18 protein-coding genes and 1 pseudogene are annotated in these 21006 nt (G+C 46.2%); 11 read left to right on the plus strand and 8 right to left on the minus strand.

The window, feature by feature from the left end; genetic code table 11:
* Positions 1–363 precede the first annotated feature (363 nt).
* Positions 364–2481: a 5-histidylcysteine sulfoxide synthase gene (gene ovoA / locus L5L98_RS11405; protein ID WP_263140854.1), complete on the plus strand. Its 2118-nt coding sequence runs from the start codon at positions 364–366 to the stop codon at positions 2479–2481.
* 132 nt (positions 2482–2613) lie between these two features.
* Here the strand turns inward: ovoA and L5L98_RS11410 are convergent.
* Positions 2614–4568: pseudogene (locus L5L98_RS11410) on the minus strand (methyl-accepting chemotaxis protein).
* 355 nt (positions 4569–4923) lie between these two features.
* Here L5L98_RS11410 and L5L98_RS11415 point away from each other — a divergent pair.
* The 8 genes from L5L98_RS11415 (at position 4924) to glnG (ending at position 12317) form a co-directional block, all read left to right on the plus strand.
* On the plus strand, positions 4924–5235 hold the full coding sequence (locus L5L98_RS11415) for a pyrimidine/purine nucleoside phosphorylase (RefSeq protein ID WP_011918489.1): 312 nt from the start codon (positions 4924–4926) through the stop codon (positions 5233–5235).
* A 279-nt stretch (positions 5236–5514) separates the two neighbouring features.
* Positions 5515–6111 carry a TetR/AcrR family transcriptional regulator gene (locus L5L98_RS11420; protein ID WP_263140859.1) on the plus strand — a complete coding sequence of 199 codons (597 nt, stop codon included), beginning with the start codon at positions 5515–5517 and terminating at the stop codon, positions 6109–6111.
* A gap of 174 nt (positions 6112–6285) precedes the next feature.
* Positions 6286–7443 carry an iron-containing alcohol dehydrogenase gene (locus L5L98_RS11425; protein WP_263140860.1) on the plus strand — a complete coding sequence of 386 codons (1158 nt, stop codon included), beginning with the start codon at positions 6286–6288 and terminating at the stop codon, positions 7441–7443.
* Between the two features lie 59 nt (positions 7444–7502).
* A complete protein-coding gene (locus tag L5L98_RS11430) occupies positions 7503–8195 on the plus strand; it encodes a type 1 glutamine amidotransferase domain-containing protein (protein WP_263140861.1) in 693 nt (230 codons plus the stop codon).
* A 133-nt stretch (positions 8196–8328) separates the two neighbouring features.
* Complete coding sequence (locus tag L5L98_RS11435; protein ID WP_131525136.1) at positions 8329–8955, plus strand: glutathione S-transferase family protein; 627 nt, start codon at positions 8329–8331, stop codon at positions 8953–8955.
* Positions 8956–9159: 204 nt separating this feature from the next.
* On the plus strand, positions 9160–9666 hold the full coding sequence (locus L5L98_RS11440) for a DUF4124 domain-containing protein (protein WP_263140863.1): 507 nt from the start codon (positions 9160–9162) through the stop codon (positions 9664–9666).
* Between the two features lie 153 nt (positions 9667–9819).
* The gene (glnL, locus tag L5L98_RS11445; protein ID WP_263140864.1) at positions 9820–10866 is read left to right on the plus strand and encodes a nitrogen regulation protein NR(II); all 1047 of its coding nucleotides are present in this window, start codon (positions 9820–9822) and stop codon (positions 10864–10866) included.
* 38 nt (positions 10867–10904) lie between these two features.
* Positions 10905–12317: a nitrogen regulation protein NR(I) gene (gene glnG, locus L5L98_RS11450; protein ID WP_263140867.1), complete on the plus strand. Its 1413-nt coding sequence runs from the start codon at positions 10905–10907 to the stop codon at positions 12315–12317.
* Positions 12318–12460: 143 nt separating this feature from the next.
* Here the strand turns inward: glnG and L5L98_RS11455 are convergent, their stop codons facing one another.
* The 4 genes from L5L98_RS11455 to L5L98_RS11470 form a co-directional block, all read right to left on the minus strand.
* A complete protein-coding gene (locus L5L98_RS11455) occupies positions 12461–13012 on the minus strand; it encodes a porin family protein (protein WP_219251316.1) in 552 nt (183 codons plus the stop codon).
* Positions 13013–13221: 209 nt separating this feature from the next.
* A complete protein-coding gene (locus L5L98_RS11460; RefSeq protein ID WP_263140869.1) occupies positions 13222–13674 on the minus strand; it encodes a hypothetical protein in 453 nt (150 codons plus the stop codon).
* A 14-nt stretch (positions 13675–13688) separates the two neighbouring features.
* Positions 13689–14579, minus strand: coding sequence for a cation diffusion facilitator family transporter (locus L5L98_RS11465; RefSeq protein ID WP_131525141.1), 891 nt, complete (start codon positions 14577–14579; stop codon positions 13689–13691).
* A 51-nt stretch (positions 14580–14630) separates the two neighbouring features.
* The gene (locus tag L5L98_RS11470) at positions 14631–15140 is read right to left on the minus strand and encodes a Spy/CpxP family protein refolding chaperone (RefSeq protein ID WP_263140872.1); all 510 of its coding nucleotides are present in this window, start codon (positions 15138–15140) and stop codon (positions 14631–14633) included.
* Positions 15141–15424: 284 nt separating this feature from the next.
* On the opposite strand from L5L98_RS11470, the gene L5L98_RS11475 reads away from it, so the two are divergent.
* Together L5L98_RS11475 and L5L98_RS11480 are read left to right on the plus strand one after the other, a co-directional pair.
* Positions 15425–16111, plus strand: coding sequence for a response regulator (locus L5L98_RS11475; protein ID WP_105251061.1), 687 nt, complete (start codon positions 15425–15427; stop codon positions 16109–16111).
* Positions 16099–17475 (plus strand): ATP-binding protein, encoded by a 1377-nt coding sequence (locus tag L5L98_RS11480; protein WP_411569209.1) that lies wholly within the window; start codon positions 16099–16101, stop codon positions 17473–17475. Before L5L98_RS11475 ends, L5L98_RS11480 begins: the two co-directional genes overlap by 13 nt.
* 97 nt (positions 17476–17572) lie before the next feature.
* Here the strand turns inward: L5L98_RS11480 and L5L98_RS11485 are convergent, their stop codons facing one another.
* From L5L98_RS11485 to L5L98_RS11495, 3 genes are all read right to left on the minus strand, one after another.
* Positions 17573–18553, minus strand: a complete 981-nt coding sequence (locus L5L98_RS11485; protein WP_263140875.1) for an MDR family oxidoreductase — start codon at positions 18551–18553, stop codon at positions 17573–17575.
* A 173-nt stretch (positions 18554–18726) separates the two neighbouring features.
* Entirely contained in the window at positions 18727–19245 is a 519-nt protein-coding gene (locus L5L98_RS11490) for an ankyrin repeat domain-containing protein (protein WP_263140878.1), read from the minus strand.
* Positions 19246–19422: 177 nt separating this feature from the next.
* Positions 19423–20943, minus strand: coding sequence for a catalase (locus L5L98_RS11495; protein ID WP_317633952.1), 1521 nt, complete (start codon positions 20941–20943; stop codon positions 19423–19425).
* Positions 20944–21006: the final 63 nt, after the last annotated feature.

The raw sequence follows: 21006 nt of genomic DNA on the forward strand, positions 1-21006 counted from the left end.
CATAATAATTTTACGGACGGGATCATTCTGCCTTAACCCCGACAGAGAAAATACTCTTCAGGGATAAAATAATTTTAATCCCTGTAAGGAGTAGCATCACTAAATTGAGCGCATCACTTTCTTTGTAAGATAATCCCAAACCAAAGGGTCATACCTGAGATACTTTAAGCTCCAGCACTGATGTTGGACTCAATTGGCCTTTCTATTGGCCTTTCTGTTAGTTTGTAAAACACTTTGCCTCAAACCGACACATTAAGCTGACAAAGTGATCCTGAGCTCAGTAATCGCGTATAGAGTCACACACGATAGATTAATCTTCCCATGCTTGCACCGCAGGCCGATAAATACGGAGTTTACTTGTCTATGGATAAGCCCATAACGCAACCCCCTCAAACCCTTAAGCTCATTGGTGAAACTGAGGCCGGAAAGCGTCAAGAGCTTAAGCAATACTTTAATCAGACATGGGCTTTATACGAGTCTCTGTATGATTTGATCCAAGAAGATAGCGCCTATTACCTCAAAGCCGAGCCGCTGCGCCATCCGTTAATCTTTTACTTTGGCCATACGGCCACTTTCTATATCAACAAACTCAAACTCGGTAAATTTCTCGATGAACGAGTAAACGACAACTTCGAATCCATGTTCGCCATTGGTGTCGATGAGATGTCTTGGGATGATTTGAACGAACAACATTATCCGTGGCCAGATGTGGCAGAAGTGCGAAGCTATCGCCAGCAAGTTAACGCCGTCGTCAATCGCGTTATTGATGAAATGCCCCTGACGTTACCTATCACTCAAAATAGCCCAGCCTGGATCATTTTGATGGGCATTGAGCATGAACGTATTCATTTAGAAACCTCATCGGTGATCATACGCCAACTGCCGCTGGAATATGTCGCACCCAACCACCTCTGGCCTACGTGCCAAGACACCGCCCCTGCCGAGACCAACAGTCTATTGGCTGTAAAAGGGCAAAAAGTGACCTTAGGTAAAACCGAGCAAGACCAAACCTACGGCTGGGACAACGAATACGGCCATAAAATTTTTAACGTTAACGACTTTAAAGCGGCTAAATTCTTAGTATCAAATCAAGAGTATCTCGAATTCGTTGAGGCTGGCGGCTATCGCTCACCCCAATTTTGGAATGAAGAAGGCCAAGCTTGGCTTGCCTATACCCAAGCACAAATGCCGCGTTTTTGGCGCTTAAGACAAGATAAATGGTGGCAACGTAATTTAGCGGAAGAAATTCCGCTGCCATTAAACTGGCCTGTTGAAGTGAATCAGCTCGAAGCTAAAGCCTTCTGTAATTGGAAAGCCGAACAAAAGCAAAGCAATATACGTCTATTAACTGAAGCTGAGTGGTACATCTTACGCGAGAATGTGCCCGCCGATGCGCCCGATTGGCATGAAGTGCCGGGCAATATTGCTTTGGCTTATTACGCCTCTTCTTGCCCAGTGAATCGCTTCGAACATAATGGCTTTTTCGATATTGTCGGTAATGTTTGGCAATGGACAGAAACCGCAATCGACGGTTTTGACGGCTTCGCCGTACACCCACTTTACGATGATTTCTCCACCCCAACCTTCGATGGCAAACATAATCTCATCAAAGGCGGCTCGTGGATCTCTACGGGTAATGAGGCAATTGCTTCATCACGCTATGCGTTTCGTCGACATTTCTATCAACACGCGGGCTTTCGCTATGTGGAATCCACCCAAAATCCAGCTCAAATGGCCGAGGTCAATGTGTACGAAACGGATGAACTGATTTCCCAATACCTTGAATTCCACTATGGCGCCGAATATTTCGGGGTGGCTAACTTCTGCGTCAATGGTGTGCAGCAAGCGCTCAGTGAAATTCAGCTTAGCCATACCACCAAAGCCCTCGATATCGGCTGCTCCGTTGGTCGCGCGAGTTTCGAACTGGCAAAAGTGTTTGATCATGTTGATGGTATCGACTTCTCGGCGCGCTTTATTCAACAGGCCTATGCGCTGACAGAACAAGGTGAAAAACGTTACACCATACGTACCGAAGGCGACTTACAGGAATTTAAGAGTGCGAGTCTCGCGAAACTGGGATATGAGCTTGAGGTTAAAAAGGTCAACTTTATGCAAGGTGATGCCTGTAATTTAAAGCCCATCTACACAGGTTATGACTTGGTTTATGCCTCAAACCTTATCGACAGGTTGAACGATCCTAAGCACTTTTTAACCAGTATTGCCCAGCGGATTAATCACGGTGGATACCTTGTCATTGCCTCGCCATACACTTGGCTTGAAGATTATACGCCCAAGGATAAATGGTTAGGTGGCGTTAAGATCAAAGGGGAGAACTTCACCACCTTAGATGGCTTGACCGAAACCTTAATTGGACAATTTGAGCTGGTCGCAGTGAAGGAAATCCCCTTCGTGATCCGCGAGACTAAACGTAAATTCCAACACTCCATTTCGGAAATGACAATTTGGCGTAAGCGTTCATAATTCTTTATTAGATAACTTAAAAGGTAAAAAATATCCGCCAGAGCTCCATTTCTGGCGGATATACAACATCGAGCTCAGTCACATTTACAGCACCAACTAAGGTGAGAACACTGTAAATGCAGCGAAAAATACCTACACCTTAAACTGTGCCGTTGTTAAACCAAGCTGATGTGCTAACCCCAACAGACTCCGCGTACTCGCTGCCACTTGGCTGATAGCCGCACTATTTTCCTCCGCCGCCACGCTTAAGCCAGCAATCCCCTGCGCAATCGTCGCTGAAACCGTTGTTTGTTCTTCCGCAGCGGTTGCGGTTTGAATCATTAATGCCTTTAAGGTTTCTAAGCGCAAAGCAATATCATCCACAGCCGCTTGCATTCCATCGGCATCTTCTGCGGTTTTAGAGGCTTCAGTGGAACACGTTACGCTATGCAACGCCAGCACACCTGACTGTTGCTGAATACCTTTTAACACTTGCCCAATATCCTGAGTTGCCAACTGAACCTTCACCGCTAACTGACGCACCTCATCGGCCACCACCGCAAATCCACGACCATGCTCGCCAGCTCTCGCAGCTTCAATCGCCGCATTAAGAGACAAGAGATTAGTTTGTTCTGCAATCGCATTTATCACCGCCAATACTGAACCGATTTTCTGACTATCCGCCTCAAGACTGCCCACCTGTTGATGAATAGTCGCAAAACTGTTCAAGGTACTTTTAAGCTTTTACGAGTACTGGCTAAGTTTTGTGAAAGAATTTCACTCGAATGGGTACAGGCAGACACTTCATCGGAGGACCTCATCGTATTGGTGCTGATTTCGGCTGCGGCATAACTCATTTCTTCAACCGCTGTGGCCAGCATATCGGTTTCTTTAGCCTGCATCTGAATACTGCAATCGGCTTGACTCATAGCTGCAGAGTTTTGTTCGGCGGCGGATTCAAGTTCATGCCCAACACCCACCAGCTGACTGATGATTTCTTTAAGCTTAGTTTGCATCCGCGCCAACCAACTCATCAGGTGATTATCCGTTTGAATATGCGGTAAATGATGAGTTAAATCACCAGAGGCGATCATACTGGTCAAGTTGCACATGTCCTCAGGCTCACCGCCGAGCGGCTTTAATACAAATCCTGTGACTAACTTAGCGGCAGCGAACGCCAACACTAAGGCGGCCACACATACAGATAAACCAATAAACAGCATGCGGTAGGCGGGAGCTGCAATTTCACTCACATCAATTTCAGCCATCAAACCCCAACGTAAACCAAGCTCAACGACGGGAGAATAAGCAGATAATACAGGATTATTATTGTAATCATTCACTTGCATCACCCCTGTTTTACCTGCCAGCGCCTCTTTGACCGCCTGTGTATCGACACCATTCTGAGCTACCGTTCCCGCAAAAGAAGCCGTAACAGTGCGATTAACTGGGTCGAGAAAAGAATCGGAGCGCATACGATTATTTGGACCTATGAGATAAGTTTCACCGCTTTGCCCCATACCTTCACGAATTTGCATAACTCGATTAATGCGGTCGATGGATACCTGAGCCGCCACGACTAACCTTTGCTGATTGAACTGAATCGACTGGCCAATAAATGCCGCTGGTTGACCATTTGAAGGAGCGTATGCGGAAAAATCTTGCAACAATACAGTACCCGCCGATCCCAATGCCTTATTAAATAATTGTGCTAATCCCGAATCATGGAAGGGCCCTGTACGCAAATTGGTACCGAAATCAGACTCTTTCTCAACTGTATATAAAACGGTGCCATCATCACGAATAATAAACAGATCATAAAAACCGAGAGATTTATTTAAGGACTGCAAGGTTTGATCTATGTCGGTAAGAGTATCGAGGTTTTTTTGGCTGGCGATTACGGCGCTGACGGCCTGAAGATTATCGGAAAAGTCCTGAAACATACTCACAATTTGCCGCTGCTTGATCTCACGCACAGCCACTAAACGAGACTGAGCCTCGGCAAACAATTCATCCCGAGCAATATAAGTTACTATTGCTGTAGCAAAAATGAGGGGTAATAGGACAATTAATAAACTGATAAGCTGAATTTTACGAGTAAAACCCATGGAGGACTCCTTGTCATGCTTCGAATTCTATTCCTTCGCTCTTTACAGAATCAAACCTGCCATAACACTATAGAAGAATCTCAGCGAAACAAAGTAGTACCGACTATTTTCATCAAAAGCTGACTAAAATGCCTCCAAGTCATTATTTTTAAATAAAAATAATGATTAATAACTTTAAATGACAATCAACTGTCGTCGACCACTTCAACTAAAATAATAAAGTGGGAAATTGGCGATAAACCGGACATTAGCATCAACGTATATTGAATGCGTACATCCACGCGGCAAACAACGCATTGAAATTTATCAAAAATGCATATAAATTCATCTAAAGCCAATTTATAGAGGATTAATAATGAGTTTACTCGAGCAAGTGTCAGTATCGAAAAAAGCCAATATCTACTTTGACGGCAAAGTAGCTAGCCGTAGTGTATTTTTAGCCGATGGCAGTAAGCAAACCTTAGGTGTTGTATTACCCGGAGAATATGAGTTCTCGACTTCCCAAGGCGAAGTCATGGAAGTCACCAGTGGCCGCTTTGAGGTGTTGTTACCGGAGAGCACTTTATGGCAAGAGTTTAGTGAAGGAACGCAATTTGAGCTTGCCGCGAATGTTAGCTTCAAAATCCGCAATACTGCCATTGCCGAATATTGCTGTAGCTACCTCTAATCATCTCGATTGAGTGGCAGTACGATTAATATTTCACATCAATCGTGAATCGAATGCTCACAGTGACGATTTATCTAAGCACTGTGAGTATGTTGTCCACCCGACCATTTCACCATCAGAATGCCTTATCCATCTGACATTTATCAATTTGGCAATTTTATTAACCTGACTCAAGGCAGCGCAAAAGTCACAATGCAAAGCATACTAAATCGAATATGTTGAAATCGTCGATAAAAACAACACTAGACGACCGGTCTAATTTGATTTATCCTAACCCCCATGAAAATTGAAACTCAATCCACTCGCCAGCATATTCTCGACATCGGCTACAAGCTGATCGTACGCAAAGGCTTCTCCAGCGTCGGCTTATCCCTACTGCTGCAGGCGGCCGAAGTGCCAAAAGGCTCGTTTTATCACTACTTCAAATCCAAAGAACAATTTGGCGAAGCGCTTATTACTGATTATTTTGAAAAATATCAATTAGATTTAGACGCATTATTCAATGACTCGACACTAACAGGCCATCAACGCTTGATGCAATACTGGCAACAATGGTTGCACGTACAAGCCGATGGCTGCGTAGATCAAAAGTGTCTGGTCGTGAAACTCAGCGCCGAAGTGGCCGATTTATCCGAAGCCATGCGTGTTGCCTTACTTAAAGGTTCCGCCGGTATCATAGAGAGGTTAACGACTTGTGTTCAAGTGGGCATAACCGATAGATCAATCGCCCAGCAAGATCCGCAATCGACCGCAGAAATGTTGTATCACATGTGGTTAGGCGCCAGCTTAATGAACAAGTTGGGCCACAGCCCTGCGGCACTCGAACGTGCACTCGTAACGACTAAAGCCATTTTAACGCCTAAAACGGCCCTTTAACCTAATACCGACTCAAAACTAATATTTGCTGATATCGATCAGCCAAAGATTTTTTAAAGAATACATTTTCACGCCCCAACATTAGACGACTGGTCTACTAATTTAACGGGCGATTAATAAATGCGGCTCAATTAACGCTGCTCATTTAAAGTAATAATAGGAATAACATCATCCATGCTAAATTTTAACTATTACAACCCGACCCGCATCCGTTTTGGTAAAGACACTATCGCCGAAATTGATTCCCTAGTACCGAGCGATGCTAAAGTGATGATCCTCTTTGGCGGCAGCAGTGCTAGAAAAACAGGCACGTTAGACGAAGTTAAACAATCATTGGGTAATCGTTTCGTTGTCGAGTTCGATGGCATTGAGCCAAACCCAACCTATGAAACCTTAATGAAAGCCGTCGCCCAAGTGCGTGAGCAGAATATCGACTTCCTCCTCGCGGTTGGCGGTGGTTCGGTTATCGATGGCACTAAATTTGTTGCCGCTGCAGCGGTATTCGAAGGTGAACCTTGGGACATTCTCACTAGCTGGGGCGCCAATGTGACTCAAGCTATGCCTTTTGGCTCAGTGTTAACCTTACCTGCGACGGGTTCCGAAATGAACAACGCCAGCGTAGTGACCCGTAAATCACTACAGGCTAAACTGCCATTCCGTAATGATTTGGTTTATCCACAATTCTCAATACTCGATCCGACGAAAACCTTCACTCTGCCAGAACGCCAAGTGGCCAACGGTGTTGTCGATGCTTTTGTACATATCACAGAGCAATACCTCACTTACCCAGTTAACGCCGCCGTGCAGGACAGATTTGCCGAAGGTCTTTTACAAACCTTGATTGAGCTTGGTCCACAAGTGCTAGTTCAACCCGAAGATTACGACATTCGCGCTAACTTAATGTGGGTTGCCACTATGGCACTCAACGGCACGATTGGCGTCGGTGTTCCCCACGACTGGGCAACCCATATGATTGGCCATGAACTAACTGCACTTTACGATATCGACCATGCGCGCACATTGGCAATCGTACTGCCTGCTCTGTTGAAATGTACAAAAGAGGCTAAGCGCGAAAAGTTACTCCAATACGCAGACCGCGTGTGGCATATCAACACAGGTACAGATGACGAGCGCATCGATGCCGCTATTGCAAAAACCAAGGCTTTCTTCGAAGCCATGGGCATACCGACACATTTATCTGCCTATGATCTCGATGCCAGCCATGTTGATACCGTAGTGAAGCAGCTTGAACTGCACGGCATGGTGGCACTCGGCGAACATGGCAACATTGACCCAGCCATGAGCCGTGACATTTTGACCTTAGCCCTATAACGTCAAATGAACTAAACCCAAAGCTCACACGTATTGATGTGAGCAACTAAGGTAAAGGTATGAAAATGAATATATTAATGGTACTCACGTCGCATGATAAACTCGGTGATACCGGTTTAAAAACCGGCTTTTGGCTAGAAGAATTCGCCTCACCTTTTTATGTTTTTAAAGATAAAGGTTTTGACATTACCTTAGCCTCACCACTGGGCGGTCAACCACCACTCGATCCAAAAAGTGATGAGCCAGACTTTCAGACCGAAGCTACTGCGCGCTTTAGCAAAGATCCTGAGGCGCAAGCACTGCTAGCGAATACCACTCGCTTAAGTGAAATCAACGCAGCCGATTATGATGCGGTTTTCTATCCAGGCGGTCACGGCCCACTGTGGGATCTTGCCGAAGATAAACATTCTATCGCCTTAATTGAACAGTTTTACCAAGCCAATAAACCCCTAGGGCTCGTATGTCATGCGCCCGCTGCATTGCTGCACCCTAAAACCAGTAATGGTAAGCCATTGGTCAGCGGCAAGCGTGTTACCGGTTTCAGCAACTCTGAAGAAGAAGCCGTGCAACTCACTCATGTCGTGCCATTTTTGGTTGAAGACATGCTGCAGAAAAATGGTGGCAATTATGTCAAAGGTGATGACTGGACAAGCTTTGTCGTCGCAGATGGCCATTTGATCACAGGCCAAAATCCGGGATCATCCGAAGCCGTAGCCGAAACCATAGTTGCGCAATTGAATGCGAGAGGCTAAGCGATAAATACGCGACGCTCAGCTTGAAATGAACAAAGACAGGCGCACAAGTGTGCTAAATGCGTTAAAAAGAGCTGTCGCACCATAATGGTGCGACAGCCAAAATGTACTCTCAGTGTCCAAAGGAAAGCCCATGATCACCTTGCACCATCTCAATAAATCACGCTCTAAACGTATCATCTGGTTGCTAGAGGAACTCGGTCAACCCTATGAAATTAAGAGTTATCAACGTGATAGCCAGACTTTTCTCGCGCCACCCGAACTTAAGCAAATTCATCCGTTAGGCAAATCACCCGTTATCGAAATGGACGGTCAAGTGATAGCAGAATCGGGCGCGATCACCGAATATCTTATTGAAAAATATGCGGCGGATACCTTAGCCCCCGCCAGAGACAGCGCAGACTATGTCAGTTATCTGCAATGGCTACACTTTGCCGAAAGCTCAGCCATGCTGCCTTTGTTACTGCGTATGTTCGTGCAAAAGGACGGTTGTAAAACCAATTTCCTTGAAGGTTATGCCGCGACGGAAGTCAGTAAGATTAGTCATTACTTCAATGATATGTTGGCTGATAAAACCTATCTTGTTGCAGACAAGCTCACGGGTGCGGATATCATGATGTCCTTCGTGGTGGAGCTACTGGCTAACAGTGGCGATCTCGCGAAATTTGAACACATTGAACGCTATGCCACTCAATTATCCCAACATGCCGCTTGGGTCAAAGCGAGTGAGATCGAGAAACAACTCGATGCAAGCCTGTAATTGATGGATCGAATTCGGGCACATGTTAGTGCCCGAGCTTAACCCACTTTAACTAACCCCTGTTTCTGCCTCCCCATTTTCTGTCGACTTTATACCTTCTCAGTGGTGACGTCCTTAACCACTTAGCGCAACAAACACCATGATTTTTGATGTAAAAGAGACTAATCTTGATTAACTCTATCTCAAGGCTACAGGGACTTTAGCATGCGTTCACTCACACTCATCGGCTTAGTGCTATTTAGCATGTTAGCGCAAGCGACTGTTTATAAATGGGTCGATAAAGATGGCAAAGTCCATTACTCCGATGAGCCGCAGCCAAATGCCCAAGTCGTTGAGCTAAAAGATAAGACCTTAAATCAAATTGCCCTTCCTCTGCCCAAAACAGACTTAAACAGCTCAAATCAAGCAATTGAATCTATTAAATATCAAGTCAATATTACCTCTCCGACCGAAGAGGAAACCGTCAGAGATAACAATGGCGATTTCGACGTCGTTGCGACTATCACCCCAGAGCTAAAAAGTCAGTATTTGATGGCCCTCAAGCTCGATGGCAACCCCATAGGTCAGCCACAAATTGGCGGTACCTTCAAACTCAAAAACATCGACCGAGGTGAACATACCTTAGTCGTTGACGCTTTGACTCAAAACGGCAAAGTCTTTGCATCAAGTTCACCAAGAAAGATATTTCTTCATCAAGCAGCTAAGCGTTAATGTCACTATTTGTATAGTAAAAGTTAGTATAAAAACTTTAAATACATGAAGTTAGATTAACTCCTCCTGACTAAACCGTTTGATGAAGACAAGTTGCAGCTTGCACCAGATTGGTGCACCATAGTGGTGCAACCCTATTTCTAGGAACGGTCGATGGATAAAGAGACACTGCTCAATCATTTAGTTACCGCTGTACTTGTCATAGATAAGGATCTCAAGCCTTGTTATGCCAACGCAGCAGCAGAGCAATTATTAGGTGTTGGTAGCCATAGACTCGTAGAACAAACTTTGCCTGAGCACTATCAAATCCTCGGTGTCGACGCCAAGCTATTAATGGATGCAGTAACAGCCGGCCAAGGCTTAACGGTCAATACGGCAGCACTAGTCACGCTCGATGGCCAACATCATACCGTTGATTTAACCCTTATTCCCCTCGATGACGAGGCTGAACTCAGCCTGCTCGAACTGCGCCAAGTTGACCAACAAAGACGCATTCATCAGCAACTGAGTCAAGATGCACAGCAGCAAGCGGCACAGTTTTTAGTGCGCAACTTAGCCCATGAAATCAAGAATCCTTTAGGCGGCCTTCGCGGTGCGGCGCAGCTATTATCGCGGGAGCTGGATGATCCGGCGCTGAAGGAATTCACTACGCTCATCATAGAGCAGGCCGATCGACTGCGTAATTTAGTGGACCGTCTGCTCGGCCCGCAAAGACCGACACAGCACAGTCTGCACAACATCCATCAAGTGGTGCAAAAGGTCTATAAGTTAGTTGAAATGGCGCTGCCCGCTAACATCCAGCTCAAACGGGATTACGATCCATCCATTCCCGATATCGAGATGGATCCTGACCAAATGCAGCAAGCTGTGCTGAACATTTTACAAAATGCGGTGCAGGCGCTTGAGCATTCGGGTGGCGAGATTTTGATCCGCACTCGCACTCAACACCAAGTCACTATAGGTTCACAGCGCCACAAGCTAGTGTTAACCCTATCGATTATCGACAACGGCCCCGGTATACCGCCTGAGCTAATGGACACATTATTTTATCCCATGGTGACAAGCCGTGAGCAAGGTTCAGGTTTAGGCCTCTCGATTGCCCATAATATTGCCCGTTTACACTCGGGAAGGATCGATTGCCTCTCCAGCGCAGGGCACACAGAATTTATCATTTCATTACCGATTTTAAGCGCTAAATAATTTCGACAGTACCTACCCATACCGTATGAGGAAGCAAGATGCGAATTAGTGAACAAGTGTGGATCCTCGACGATGACAGCTCGATACGCTGGGTACTCGAAAAGGCACTGCAAGGTGCTAAGCTCAGCACCGCCAGCTTTGCCGCCGCCGAATCCCTGTGGCAGGCATTAGAAATATCGCAGCCGCACGTGATAGTATCGGACATCCGTATGCCCGGCACGGACGGTTTAAGCCTGCTCGAACGATTGCAGGTGCATTATCCCCATATTCCCGTGATCATTATGACAGCGCACTCAGACTTAGACAGTGCAGTGAGTGCCTATCAAGCGGGCGCATTTGAGTATCTGCCTAAACCCTTCGACATCGATGAGGCAATCTCTCTGGTTGAGCGCGCACTTACCCATGCCACTGAACAGAGCCCCGCACCCGCGCAGGAAGCCCAAGTCAAAACACCCGAAATCATAGGTGAAGCGCCAGCGATGCAGGAAGTGTTTCGCGCCATAGGCAGACTTTCACGCTCATCCATCAGCGTGCTGATCAATGGGCAATCGGGTACGGGAAAAGAGTTAGTGGCAGGTGCGTTACACAAACACAGCCCACGTAAAGACAAGCCATTTATCGCGCTGAACATGGCAGCGATCCCTAAGGATTTAATCGAATCTGAGCTATTCGGCCACGAAAAAGGTGCCTTCACTGGCGCAGCCAATGTGCGCCAAGGTCGCTTCGAACAAGCAAACGGTGGCACGCTCTTTTTAGATGAAATCGGCGATATGCCGTTAGACGTACAAACACGGTTACTCAGAGTACTTGCCGATGGTCAATTCTACCGCGTCGGTGGTCATAATGCGGTACAAGTCGATGTGCGTATCATAGCGGCGACCCACCAAGATCTTGAATTATTAGTGCAAAAAGGCAGCTTTAGGGAAGATTTGTTCCATCGCCTCAACGTGATCCGCGTGCACTTGCCGCCACTATCACAAAGACGAGAAGACATTCCCCAACTTGCCACCCATTTCCTCGCCTCGGCTGCGAAGGAAATTGGCGTAGAAACTAAGATCATGACCAAGGAAACCGCGGTAAAACTCTCCCAATTACCTTGGCCTGGTAATGTCCGACAACTTGAAAACACCTGTCGTTGGTTAACCGTAATGGCATCGGGGCAAGAAATTTTACCCCAAGATTTACCGCCAGAATTACTGAAAGACCCTGTGAGTGTCACCCACACGGCGAAAGGCAGCCAAGATTGGCAATCGGCACTAACTGAGTGGATAGACCAAAAACTCTCGGAAGGAAACAGCGATCTGTTAACTGAGGTGCAGCCCGCATTCGAGCGCATACTGCTAGAAACTGCGCTGCGCCATACTCAAGGCCATAAACAGGAAGCGGCGAAACGTTTAGGCTGGGGACGAAATACCTTAACGCGGAAATTAAAAGAACTGTCGATGGATTGAGTAGATAAAATAACGTTCTCATCAAGGCTAACTATACAAACGCATTAACCTTAAGCAACAAAAAAGGGATATTCACATATCCCTTTTTTATATCTAGATTGTGCTAACTAACATGACGACCACTAGCCCAAGCAGAAGCAGAATTAGAACTGATAATGCAGACCCACAGCAAACTGTTTAATATCAGTATCGATATCTATAGAGTTGTGACGATCTGCTTCTAGATCACCCGTAGTCACATCGTAGCTTACGCGGATATTTAAGTGCTCTGTTACCGCCGCATTAACGCCAACACCATAGGTCCAACCGAAACCGGTGAAGTCTTCATCATCGGAGCCGTCATCAATCACCAGCGCCATAGAAGCGATGCCCACTTTCGCATAAGCAGAGAAGATATCATTGATTTGTGCGGTAAATTTAGGCGTGAAGCTTAATGCGCCGGCACCTATATCAACATCTCTGTCGCCAAGATCTCCAGTGGCGAACAGGTTGGCTTCTAAACCAAACCACTCATTGAAGTTGTAACCACCGTAAACGCCAAAGCCAGTACCCGACTCTGATTCATCTAAAACATCGACAGTCACTTTATTGAGGGCTCCGCCCACATAAAAGCCAGTAGTGTCGGTTGCAGCAGAGACTTGAGTCGCCACAAATGCAGACAATAAAGCAGCGGCAACAATTGATAATTTTTTCATCATAATTCCCTAATGATTTAACGAAAGTATTAAACGGCGTGGATATTACAATAAGCAGATCTGGGGTGTCATCGTTTAAATGAGCAAAACACTAGCCGTACAGCATTTATTCAGCTTGAGTCAAAAACGAAAGCTATAGCTGATATTTATAGAGGGAAATCATACTCACTTTAGACATTATCTTTTTATATCTAAAATCATTAACGGATTTAACTTAGCACCCGCAACAATCCTATAAAACTTGCATATAGCCAACGGATGAGGGAACGACGCCTTCTCACATCCAAACATTCGGATACGACAACTCTGCCAGACGCCACACAAGTAATACGTGTACGCCAAAGAAATAATGGCCAGACATGGACTCGATAAGCTTGGTTAGCAATGTCGAGCTCAATTTTCTGCGGTAAGTAATAAAGATGTTTACGCAGGACTAACTGACTCCAAGCCCCCGCTATCACAGGAGATACGGTACTATCTGCTTGATTTACTATCGAAGGTTTCTGTTCCATTAGGAGCGTGATTTCTGCATTCACAGGAATGCTAACGTCAGAAACCACAAATTCGGCTATCAACTCAAAGCGAGTCGATAGCCTATGATAGCGACATATCAATCGAGTGGAATGATCCCATCTGTGACTTTGCTTCTGCATCCATGCCATAGCTTGTCCTTAATTTATGTTTCGTTGACTTCAGGTTTAACCGGATCTTGGTGAATAATCACCTCAGCATCTTCGAAGGCGGCTTTGACTCTTATCCCTGTTGTATCAGCAATACTGTGGGCTTCATTCAAACTCAAATTGCCATCGAGTTCTAAATGAAATTGAATAAAAACAGTTTTGCCTGCTTGACGAGTGCGTAAATCATGCAGCCCTTGCACCCGTGGATCTTCCATCGCAATTTGCGTGATTTGCTGGCGAGTTTCTTCGTCTAGCTCTCTGTCTAACAAGGCTTGAATTGAGCGATAACCTAAGCCAAAGGCTTGATGACCAATATAAAATGCAATCATTACCGCAAATAAACCGTCAGCCCACCACCAACCGTATTGCGCTAATACTAGTGCCAACAATACCGCACCATTAAGGAATAAATCTGATTTATAGTGCAGCGAATCAGCTTCAACCACAGTACTTTTTGTCGCCGCTAATGCGCGTTTCTGCAACATGACTAAAGCTAACGTCATCACAATCGCTATGATAGAAACAACTACACCTATGGTGGCATTTTCAACCGGAACAGGTGTTAATAGACGCTCGCCACCATAGAAAAGTAATAAAAATGCAGAGCCCATAATAAAGGCGGATTGCGCTAGAGACGCTAACGGCTCAGCCTTACCATGGCCATATCTGTGGTCATGATCCGGCGGCACAAGCGCGTAACGAATGGCAATAAAATTGATAATAGAAGCGAGAGCATCGGCAAAGGAATCCGTCAAAGATGCCAACATACTGGCAGAGCCGGAATAAAGCCAAGCGAACATCTTGATAAGAATAAGGATCAAAGCGGTAGCCACGGAAGCGCGGCTAGCCAGTTTGACCCAAAAATCGTATTGGGAAGTTTGAGTCATAAGGGATCTATCTTGAGAAGCTATGACCCTATTGTATATCAGCTAAGACGCTTAACCGCGAGGTTCTTTACCAGCTTGTGCTTCAAATCGCGCTTTAAACTTAGCTTGCTGCTCTGGTGTCAGCAGATTAAATATTTGATTATGCAGCTTCATACGTTCAATGGCTTGAGTTTGACGCTGCTCTTGCTGCGCACTCATCAGTGCCTTTGCTTGTGTTTCATCAAAACTAGGCGCGGTAATTAAGGCCTGCATCTCAGTGCGATGTGCCAAGCGTTCCTCTTTCGTTGGACGATTATCAGCGCGCGTGGCTTTCTGATCGGCAAACAACTTTTTAACGTCAGCTTTCTGGGCATCCGTTAAATCGAGCCCTTCAAACATACGATGCATGCCACCGTGGTCCATATGTCGGCCGCCATGTTCCATGCGGTCGCCTTTATGGAATTCAGATTTAGAGAAGTCGCAGCCAACATCCTTAGGTGCTGCATTAACTGCCGTCGCGAAAACCGCAGAACTCGCTAGAATGGCAAACAGGCTCGCTTTCAAAGGTGATAATGTTTTCATAGTGTTAACCTCGATGGTTCAACTTTAATATGGCAAGTAATAAGACACAGTGACGACCCTTTTAAGCCGAGTCACTTTCGACCCTTCCAGTCTAAACCCCTATATGTAAGTGAGGGCGTTGCCTGAGTAAATCACTGTAAAGTTGCGGCAATAACTCTATTCTTTACTTTGGCTTACATTGCTACACAGCAATTGACATCAAAACAGGTATACTCAGCCAAAGCGCTAAAAGTGTCTATGATAAACAGGCACATGAGGCCACATTACAGAGATTAAGGAACAGTATGAGTCGGATATTATTAATCGATGACGATCTGGGGTTATCTGAGCTACTAGGGCAACTGCTCGAGTTAGAAGGGTTTCAATTAACCTTGGCCTACGACGGTAAACAAGGTTTAGATCTGGCACTGACCGCAGATTACGATCTGATCCTACTCGATGTCATGCTACCTAAATTAAACGGTTTTGAAGTACTACGCGCACTGCGCCAACATAAACAAACCCCAGTATTAATGCTGACCGCTCGCGGCGATGAAATCGATCGCGTAGTTGGGCTTGAAATCGGCGCCGATGATTATCTGCCAAAGCCGTTTAATGACAGAGAGTTAATCGCCCGTATCCGCGCCATTATTCGTCGTTCGAACTTAACAACCCAAGAAATCCATGCCGCGCCCGCCCAAGAGTTTGGCGATCTACGCTTAGATCCATCGCGCCAAGAAGCTTACTGTAATGAGCAATTAATCATACTCACAGGCACTGAATTCACTCTGCTGCACACCCTAGCACTGCACGCTGGAGAGTTGATGAACAAGGAAGAGTTAAACGAGAAAGTGCTCGGCAAAAAACTCATGCCCTTCGATCGCAGCTTAGACATGCATTTATCGAATCTACGTAAAAAACTCCCCGAGCGTAGCGATGGTCGGCCAAGGGTGAAAACCATCCGTGGCAAAGGTTATATTTGGCTCCCATAACGGCGGTATCGACTGTGCCTAATCGTTTATTTATCAAATTATTGCTCGGATTTTGGCTTTGCAGCTCACTAATCATCGCCTTAGTGGGTCTGTTACCATTGCTACAACAAAATCACGACCGTGCACCACTACCACCTCACCTTGAAAAAGTCCTATCGACGATAGCTAAGCGCATTCAAGAAAACCCCGCCTTGCTGGAATCCGATTTTCTTCGGCGCTGGGAAAGACACAGAGACATGGAAGGCAAACCTCTGCGGGTCTATCTTGTCAACAGCCAAGGCCAAGTCGTCAACACCCACAGGGTGAGTCGCGGTGTGCGCAGCTTTATGCTGATGGCTGATGAAGAAAAACAACCGATTAGCCATCAGTTTAAAGATGAGCTGGTGTTTGGTCCCTATCAATTCAATCTGGGCGCTGAAACCTATTCACTTTATGGTCGCCTACCAGATAACCATCCACGGCCTTGGTTCTTCTTCTTCGCCGAAAATAAGTTATTAACCTTAAGCCTGGCGATTTTCCTTTCGGGATTATTATGTGGCTTGCTCGCGTGGCATTTAGGTAAGGCATTAAATTCACTTAAAAAGAGTGCTAATGCCCTCGCAGAGGGTGACTTAAGTCACCGAGTCGATAAGTCCACCACTCAGCGCAACGATGAAATTGGTCAGCTCGCCACGGCTTTTAACAGCATGGCCGACTCCATCGAAGCTATGGTGAATAATCAGCAGCGGCTCATGGGGGATATTTCCCATGAACTACGCACACCATTGACGCGGCTACAGTTATCCCTTGCCCTCGCCCGTAAAAAAGGTCAGCAGACCACCGAAACGGAACGCATAGGTTATGAAGCTGAGCAACTCGAAAAGCTTATCAGTGAATTGTTAGAACTCTCACGGGTCAAGCTCAGCACTAACGAAACTAAGGTACATTTAGGCTTGGCAGAATCCCTGAGCCAAGTTTTAGACGATGCGGAATTTGAAGCAGAACAGCAAGGTAAAAGCATTACTATCGATATAGATGAAGAAATTGAGTTAGCGCATTTTCCTAAATCACTTTCCCGCGCGATCGAAAACCTGCTGCGTAACGCGATCCGTTATGCCGCAAGCGATATTCACCTGCAGGCGAGTGCGACGGCTGATCAAGTACAAATTACCATAAAAGACGATGGTCCAGGCATAGATGCCGCCGAACTCGATGCCATTTTTAAACCTTTCTACCGTCCCGACTCGGCAAGACAAAGAGAAAGCGGTGGCTGGGGACTTGGGCTGGCAATCACTGAAGCGGCAATTACCGCCCACAAAGGTAAGATTAAAGCCGAGAACCGTATACCAACGGGCCTTAAAGTGACGATTACACTGCCGAAATAGCCGATATGAAGAACAAGTACAGGAGGCAGAACTAATGGTTTAGTCGTAATTGGCAACACCTCAGTGTTGCCATCGTGTTAAAACGTAGGAAACGGGATTACAGCTTAACTAATACACGTCCGGTGACTTGACCTTGGATAATTTTATTCGCGAAATCAGGCACCTCTGCCAGTGATATCTGCTGACAAGCTTGCTGATAAAAATGTTCGGGTAGTGCTTTAATCACAGCTTCCCACGCCGCTTTTCGTTTCTCAAATGGACAAGAAACAGAGTCGATTCCCAGTAAACTCACACCCCGTAAAATAAACGGCATAACGGTTGTTGGTAATGCAAAACCGCCCGCTAAACCACAGATAGCGGCTGCACCACCGTATTGCATTTGCGCTAATGCTTTGGCGAGGATCTTGTTGCCAACAGTATCGACCACACCCGCCCAGCGCTGCGCCTCAAGCGGCTTAGCATCTTGTTCAAGTTCACTGCGATCAATCACTTCTGCGGCGCCAAGCTCCTTCAATAAAGGCGCATTCTGTTCAACTCGACCACTGCAGGCAACCACACGATAGCCAGCATTGGCGAGCAAAGTCACCGCCACAGAACCCACACCACCACTGGCACCTGTGACAAGAATATCCCCACTTTGCGGTGTTACCCCAGCCTGCTGCAGCGCTTGCATGCACAACATCGCCGTAAGCCCAGCCGTGCCTATCATCATAGCTTTTGCGGCATCACAACCTTGCGGCATGGGCACCAGCCAGTCGGCTTTAACTCGCGCTTTTTGCGCCATACCACCCCAGTGATTTTCGCCCACGCCCCAGCCGGTCAAAATCACCTGATCACCGACTTGGTATCTCGCATCAGTCGATTCGCGCACCACGCCCGCAAAATCAATGCCTGGTACCATAGGAAACTGACGAATGATTTTGCCAGCACCCGTCACAGCTAAACCATCTTTATAATTCAGCGAGGAATAAGCGACATCAACCAAGACTTCCCCTTCTGGCAAATCAGCTCCTGTGATTTGTGAAACTTGAGCAAACGTACGTTTATCTTCTTGCGTCAGTAGTAAGGCATCAAACATAAATCGCTCTCCGAAGGCCAAACCGTATTAAACGATATTCAAAAAGTTACCATAAAAGGCATAGACATCATTAACAAGCAGACTTGTTGCTAATAGTAAATGCTGAGATCTAAACAGATTAAAGATAATGACCAAAAGTGATCGAGCGCAAGAGATGGCAAGATCTAGCGTCTTTATTGCTTTAAACTCGCCTGCTGTAAAGCGCCACTTTGACCCCAGTAGCGGGCAAACTCAGTCAAGGTCATTCCGGCATTATTCGTTAGGTTCGCATCGCATTCTTTCGCGTATAGCCGCTTTACGATATTGAATTCGGCCTTAATCACAGCGCCCATCATTGCCGTATTACCACGCTTATCTTGCAAACAAGCATTAGCACCATGCTCAAGCAATAAATCCGTTGCAGCCTCTTGGCCGTTATAAGCCGCCACCATTAGCGCGGTATAGGTTTGACTATTTCTCTGGTCAATAGGGAAGCCTGCATCGAGAAAATGCTCAAGCACTGTGATATCGCCGGTACGCGCTGCAGCAAAAAAGTAGTCCACCAGCAATTGTACTTGTGCGGTATCGGGCTCGTCCGTTTGACTGACAGTTGCGGGTGTAACCAATGGCGCTTGAAGCGAACCCGCCCCCATTGCCACCGACATACTCAGGGCCACAATAATCAATAATAAGATAGCAATAGTGTGTTTCATCAATGGCTCCCAGCACAGCTAAAATAGAGATTTAAACAATGAGACGTGACGAAATGCCCGCAAGACGCCCTCTTAAACTGGGCAGAAAAGAGCTTGTTTACGTCTTGCGGGACTTACTGGGTTCGGACTGTTAACGCGCAAATATCTTCGACCAAAACAGTCCTAAAAATAACAACATCAGATTGAACGCTGTTTAACGTTGGCCAGATCACCCTTTACGGCCTTGGTTAAACGCTCACCAAACTCTGGGTCTGCACGATAAAAGTGACTAAGCATCTGATGTTTCACATTGGCATCGTTCACTTTGCCTAAGTCACCGGCCAAGTTAGTGATCAGATCTGCTCTATCTTGCTTGCTCAAGCTGCGATAAAAGACACCCGCTTGGCTAAAGTTATCCTGCTTGCTAATAGCCGTTTGTTGCACAGTTCCCGTCAGCGCAGTTGTTACCGCACGATAATGATTATCTTCAGCCAAGGCTAAATGTACGCTCGGTTGATAGTTCACATCGGACTGGGTATGCCCCATATTGCCCGCACCTTCTTGGTTGTGGTTTGCCACCGCCACTAAGGGTTTATTAATCGGCAATTGCGACAAATTCGCGCCGAGTCGATACAGCTGAGTATCGGCGTAGGAGAACATGCGGCCTTGCAGTAATCTGTCTTCCGAAGGCTCAATCCCAGGGATCAAATTCGATGGCGCAAATGCCGCTTGCTCAGTCTCTTGGAAGAAGTTTGCAGGCATGCGGTTCAGCGTCATAGTGCCCACTTTTTGTTCTGGCACATCTAGCCACACCTTAGTGGCGTCTAACGGGTTGTAATCAAACTTATTAAGCTCAGTCGGGTCGAGTAATTGAACGTACAGATCCCACTTAGGATAGTTACCCTTGTTGATCTCACTATAAAGATCATCGGTTAAATGGTTAAAGTTTTGTCCTTGGACTTTAACCACTTCATCGGGACGTAAGCCTTTAACACCTTGCAGACTCTTCCAGTTAAATTTCACGTATTTAACTTGGTTATCTCGATTCACAAATTTGTACGCATGCACACCGAAACCGTCCATTTCACGATAACTGGCAGGTACACCTAAGTTACTGTAAACCTGAGTCAACATATGAGTTGAACCCGCTTCGTGACTGAAAAAATCGAAGAAACGATTCGGATCTTGCATATTGGTCACTGGCGATGGTTTGAGTGAATGCACCATGTCAGGAAACTTGATCGCATCGCGAATGAAGAATACGGGTAAGTTATTACCTACTAAGTCCCAGTTACCTTGGTCCGTATAAAATTTGGTCGCAAACCCTCGGGGATCACGCAGCGTTTCTGGCGAACCTTTCGAGTGGATCACGGTAGAAAAGCGCACAAATACGGGCGTCACTTTACCTTTTTGTGCAAAGGGTGCCGCTTGGGTTAGGTTACTAAAATCGCCACTCGATACAAATTCACCATGCACACCTGTGCCTCTGGCGTGGACGACACGCTCAGGAATACGTTCACGGGCAAAGCGTTGTAGCTTCTGGATAAGCTGCACATCTTGCAATAACACGCTGCCATTACTGCCCGCTGTGGTCGAGTTTTGGTTATCACCCACAGGTGCACCATTGTCACGTGTCAGGGTATTTGTTGGTAAAGTTTGAGCCTGTACATTCAATGTCAGACCCATAGAAATAATTAAAAGGCTTTTAGTAAGATGCATAACAGTTCCTCTTCTATGCATAACGCCAAGCTCTTTTCTGCCTGCCCGCAGTATAGTTCTGAA

The sequence above is a fragment of the Shewanella sp. SM23 genome (genome assembly GCF_025654295.1).
GTDB lineage: Bacteria > Pseudomonadota > Gammaproteobacteria > Enterobacterales > Shewanellaceae > Shewanella > Shewanella oncorhynchi.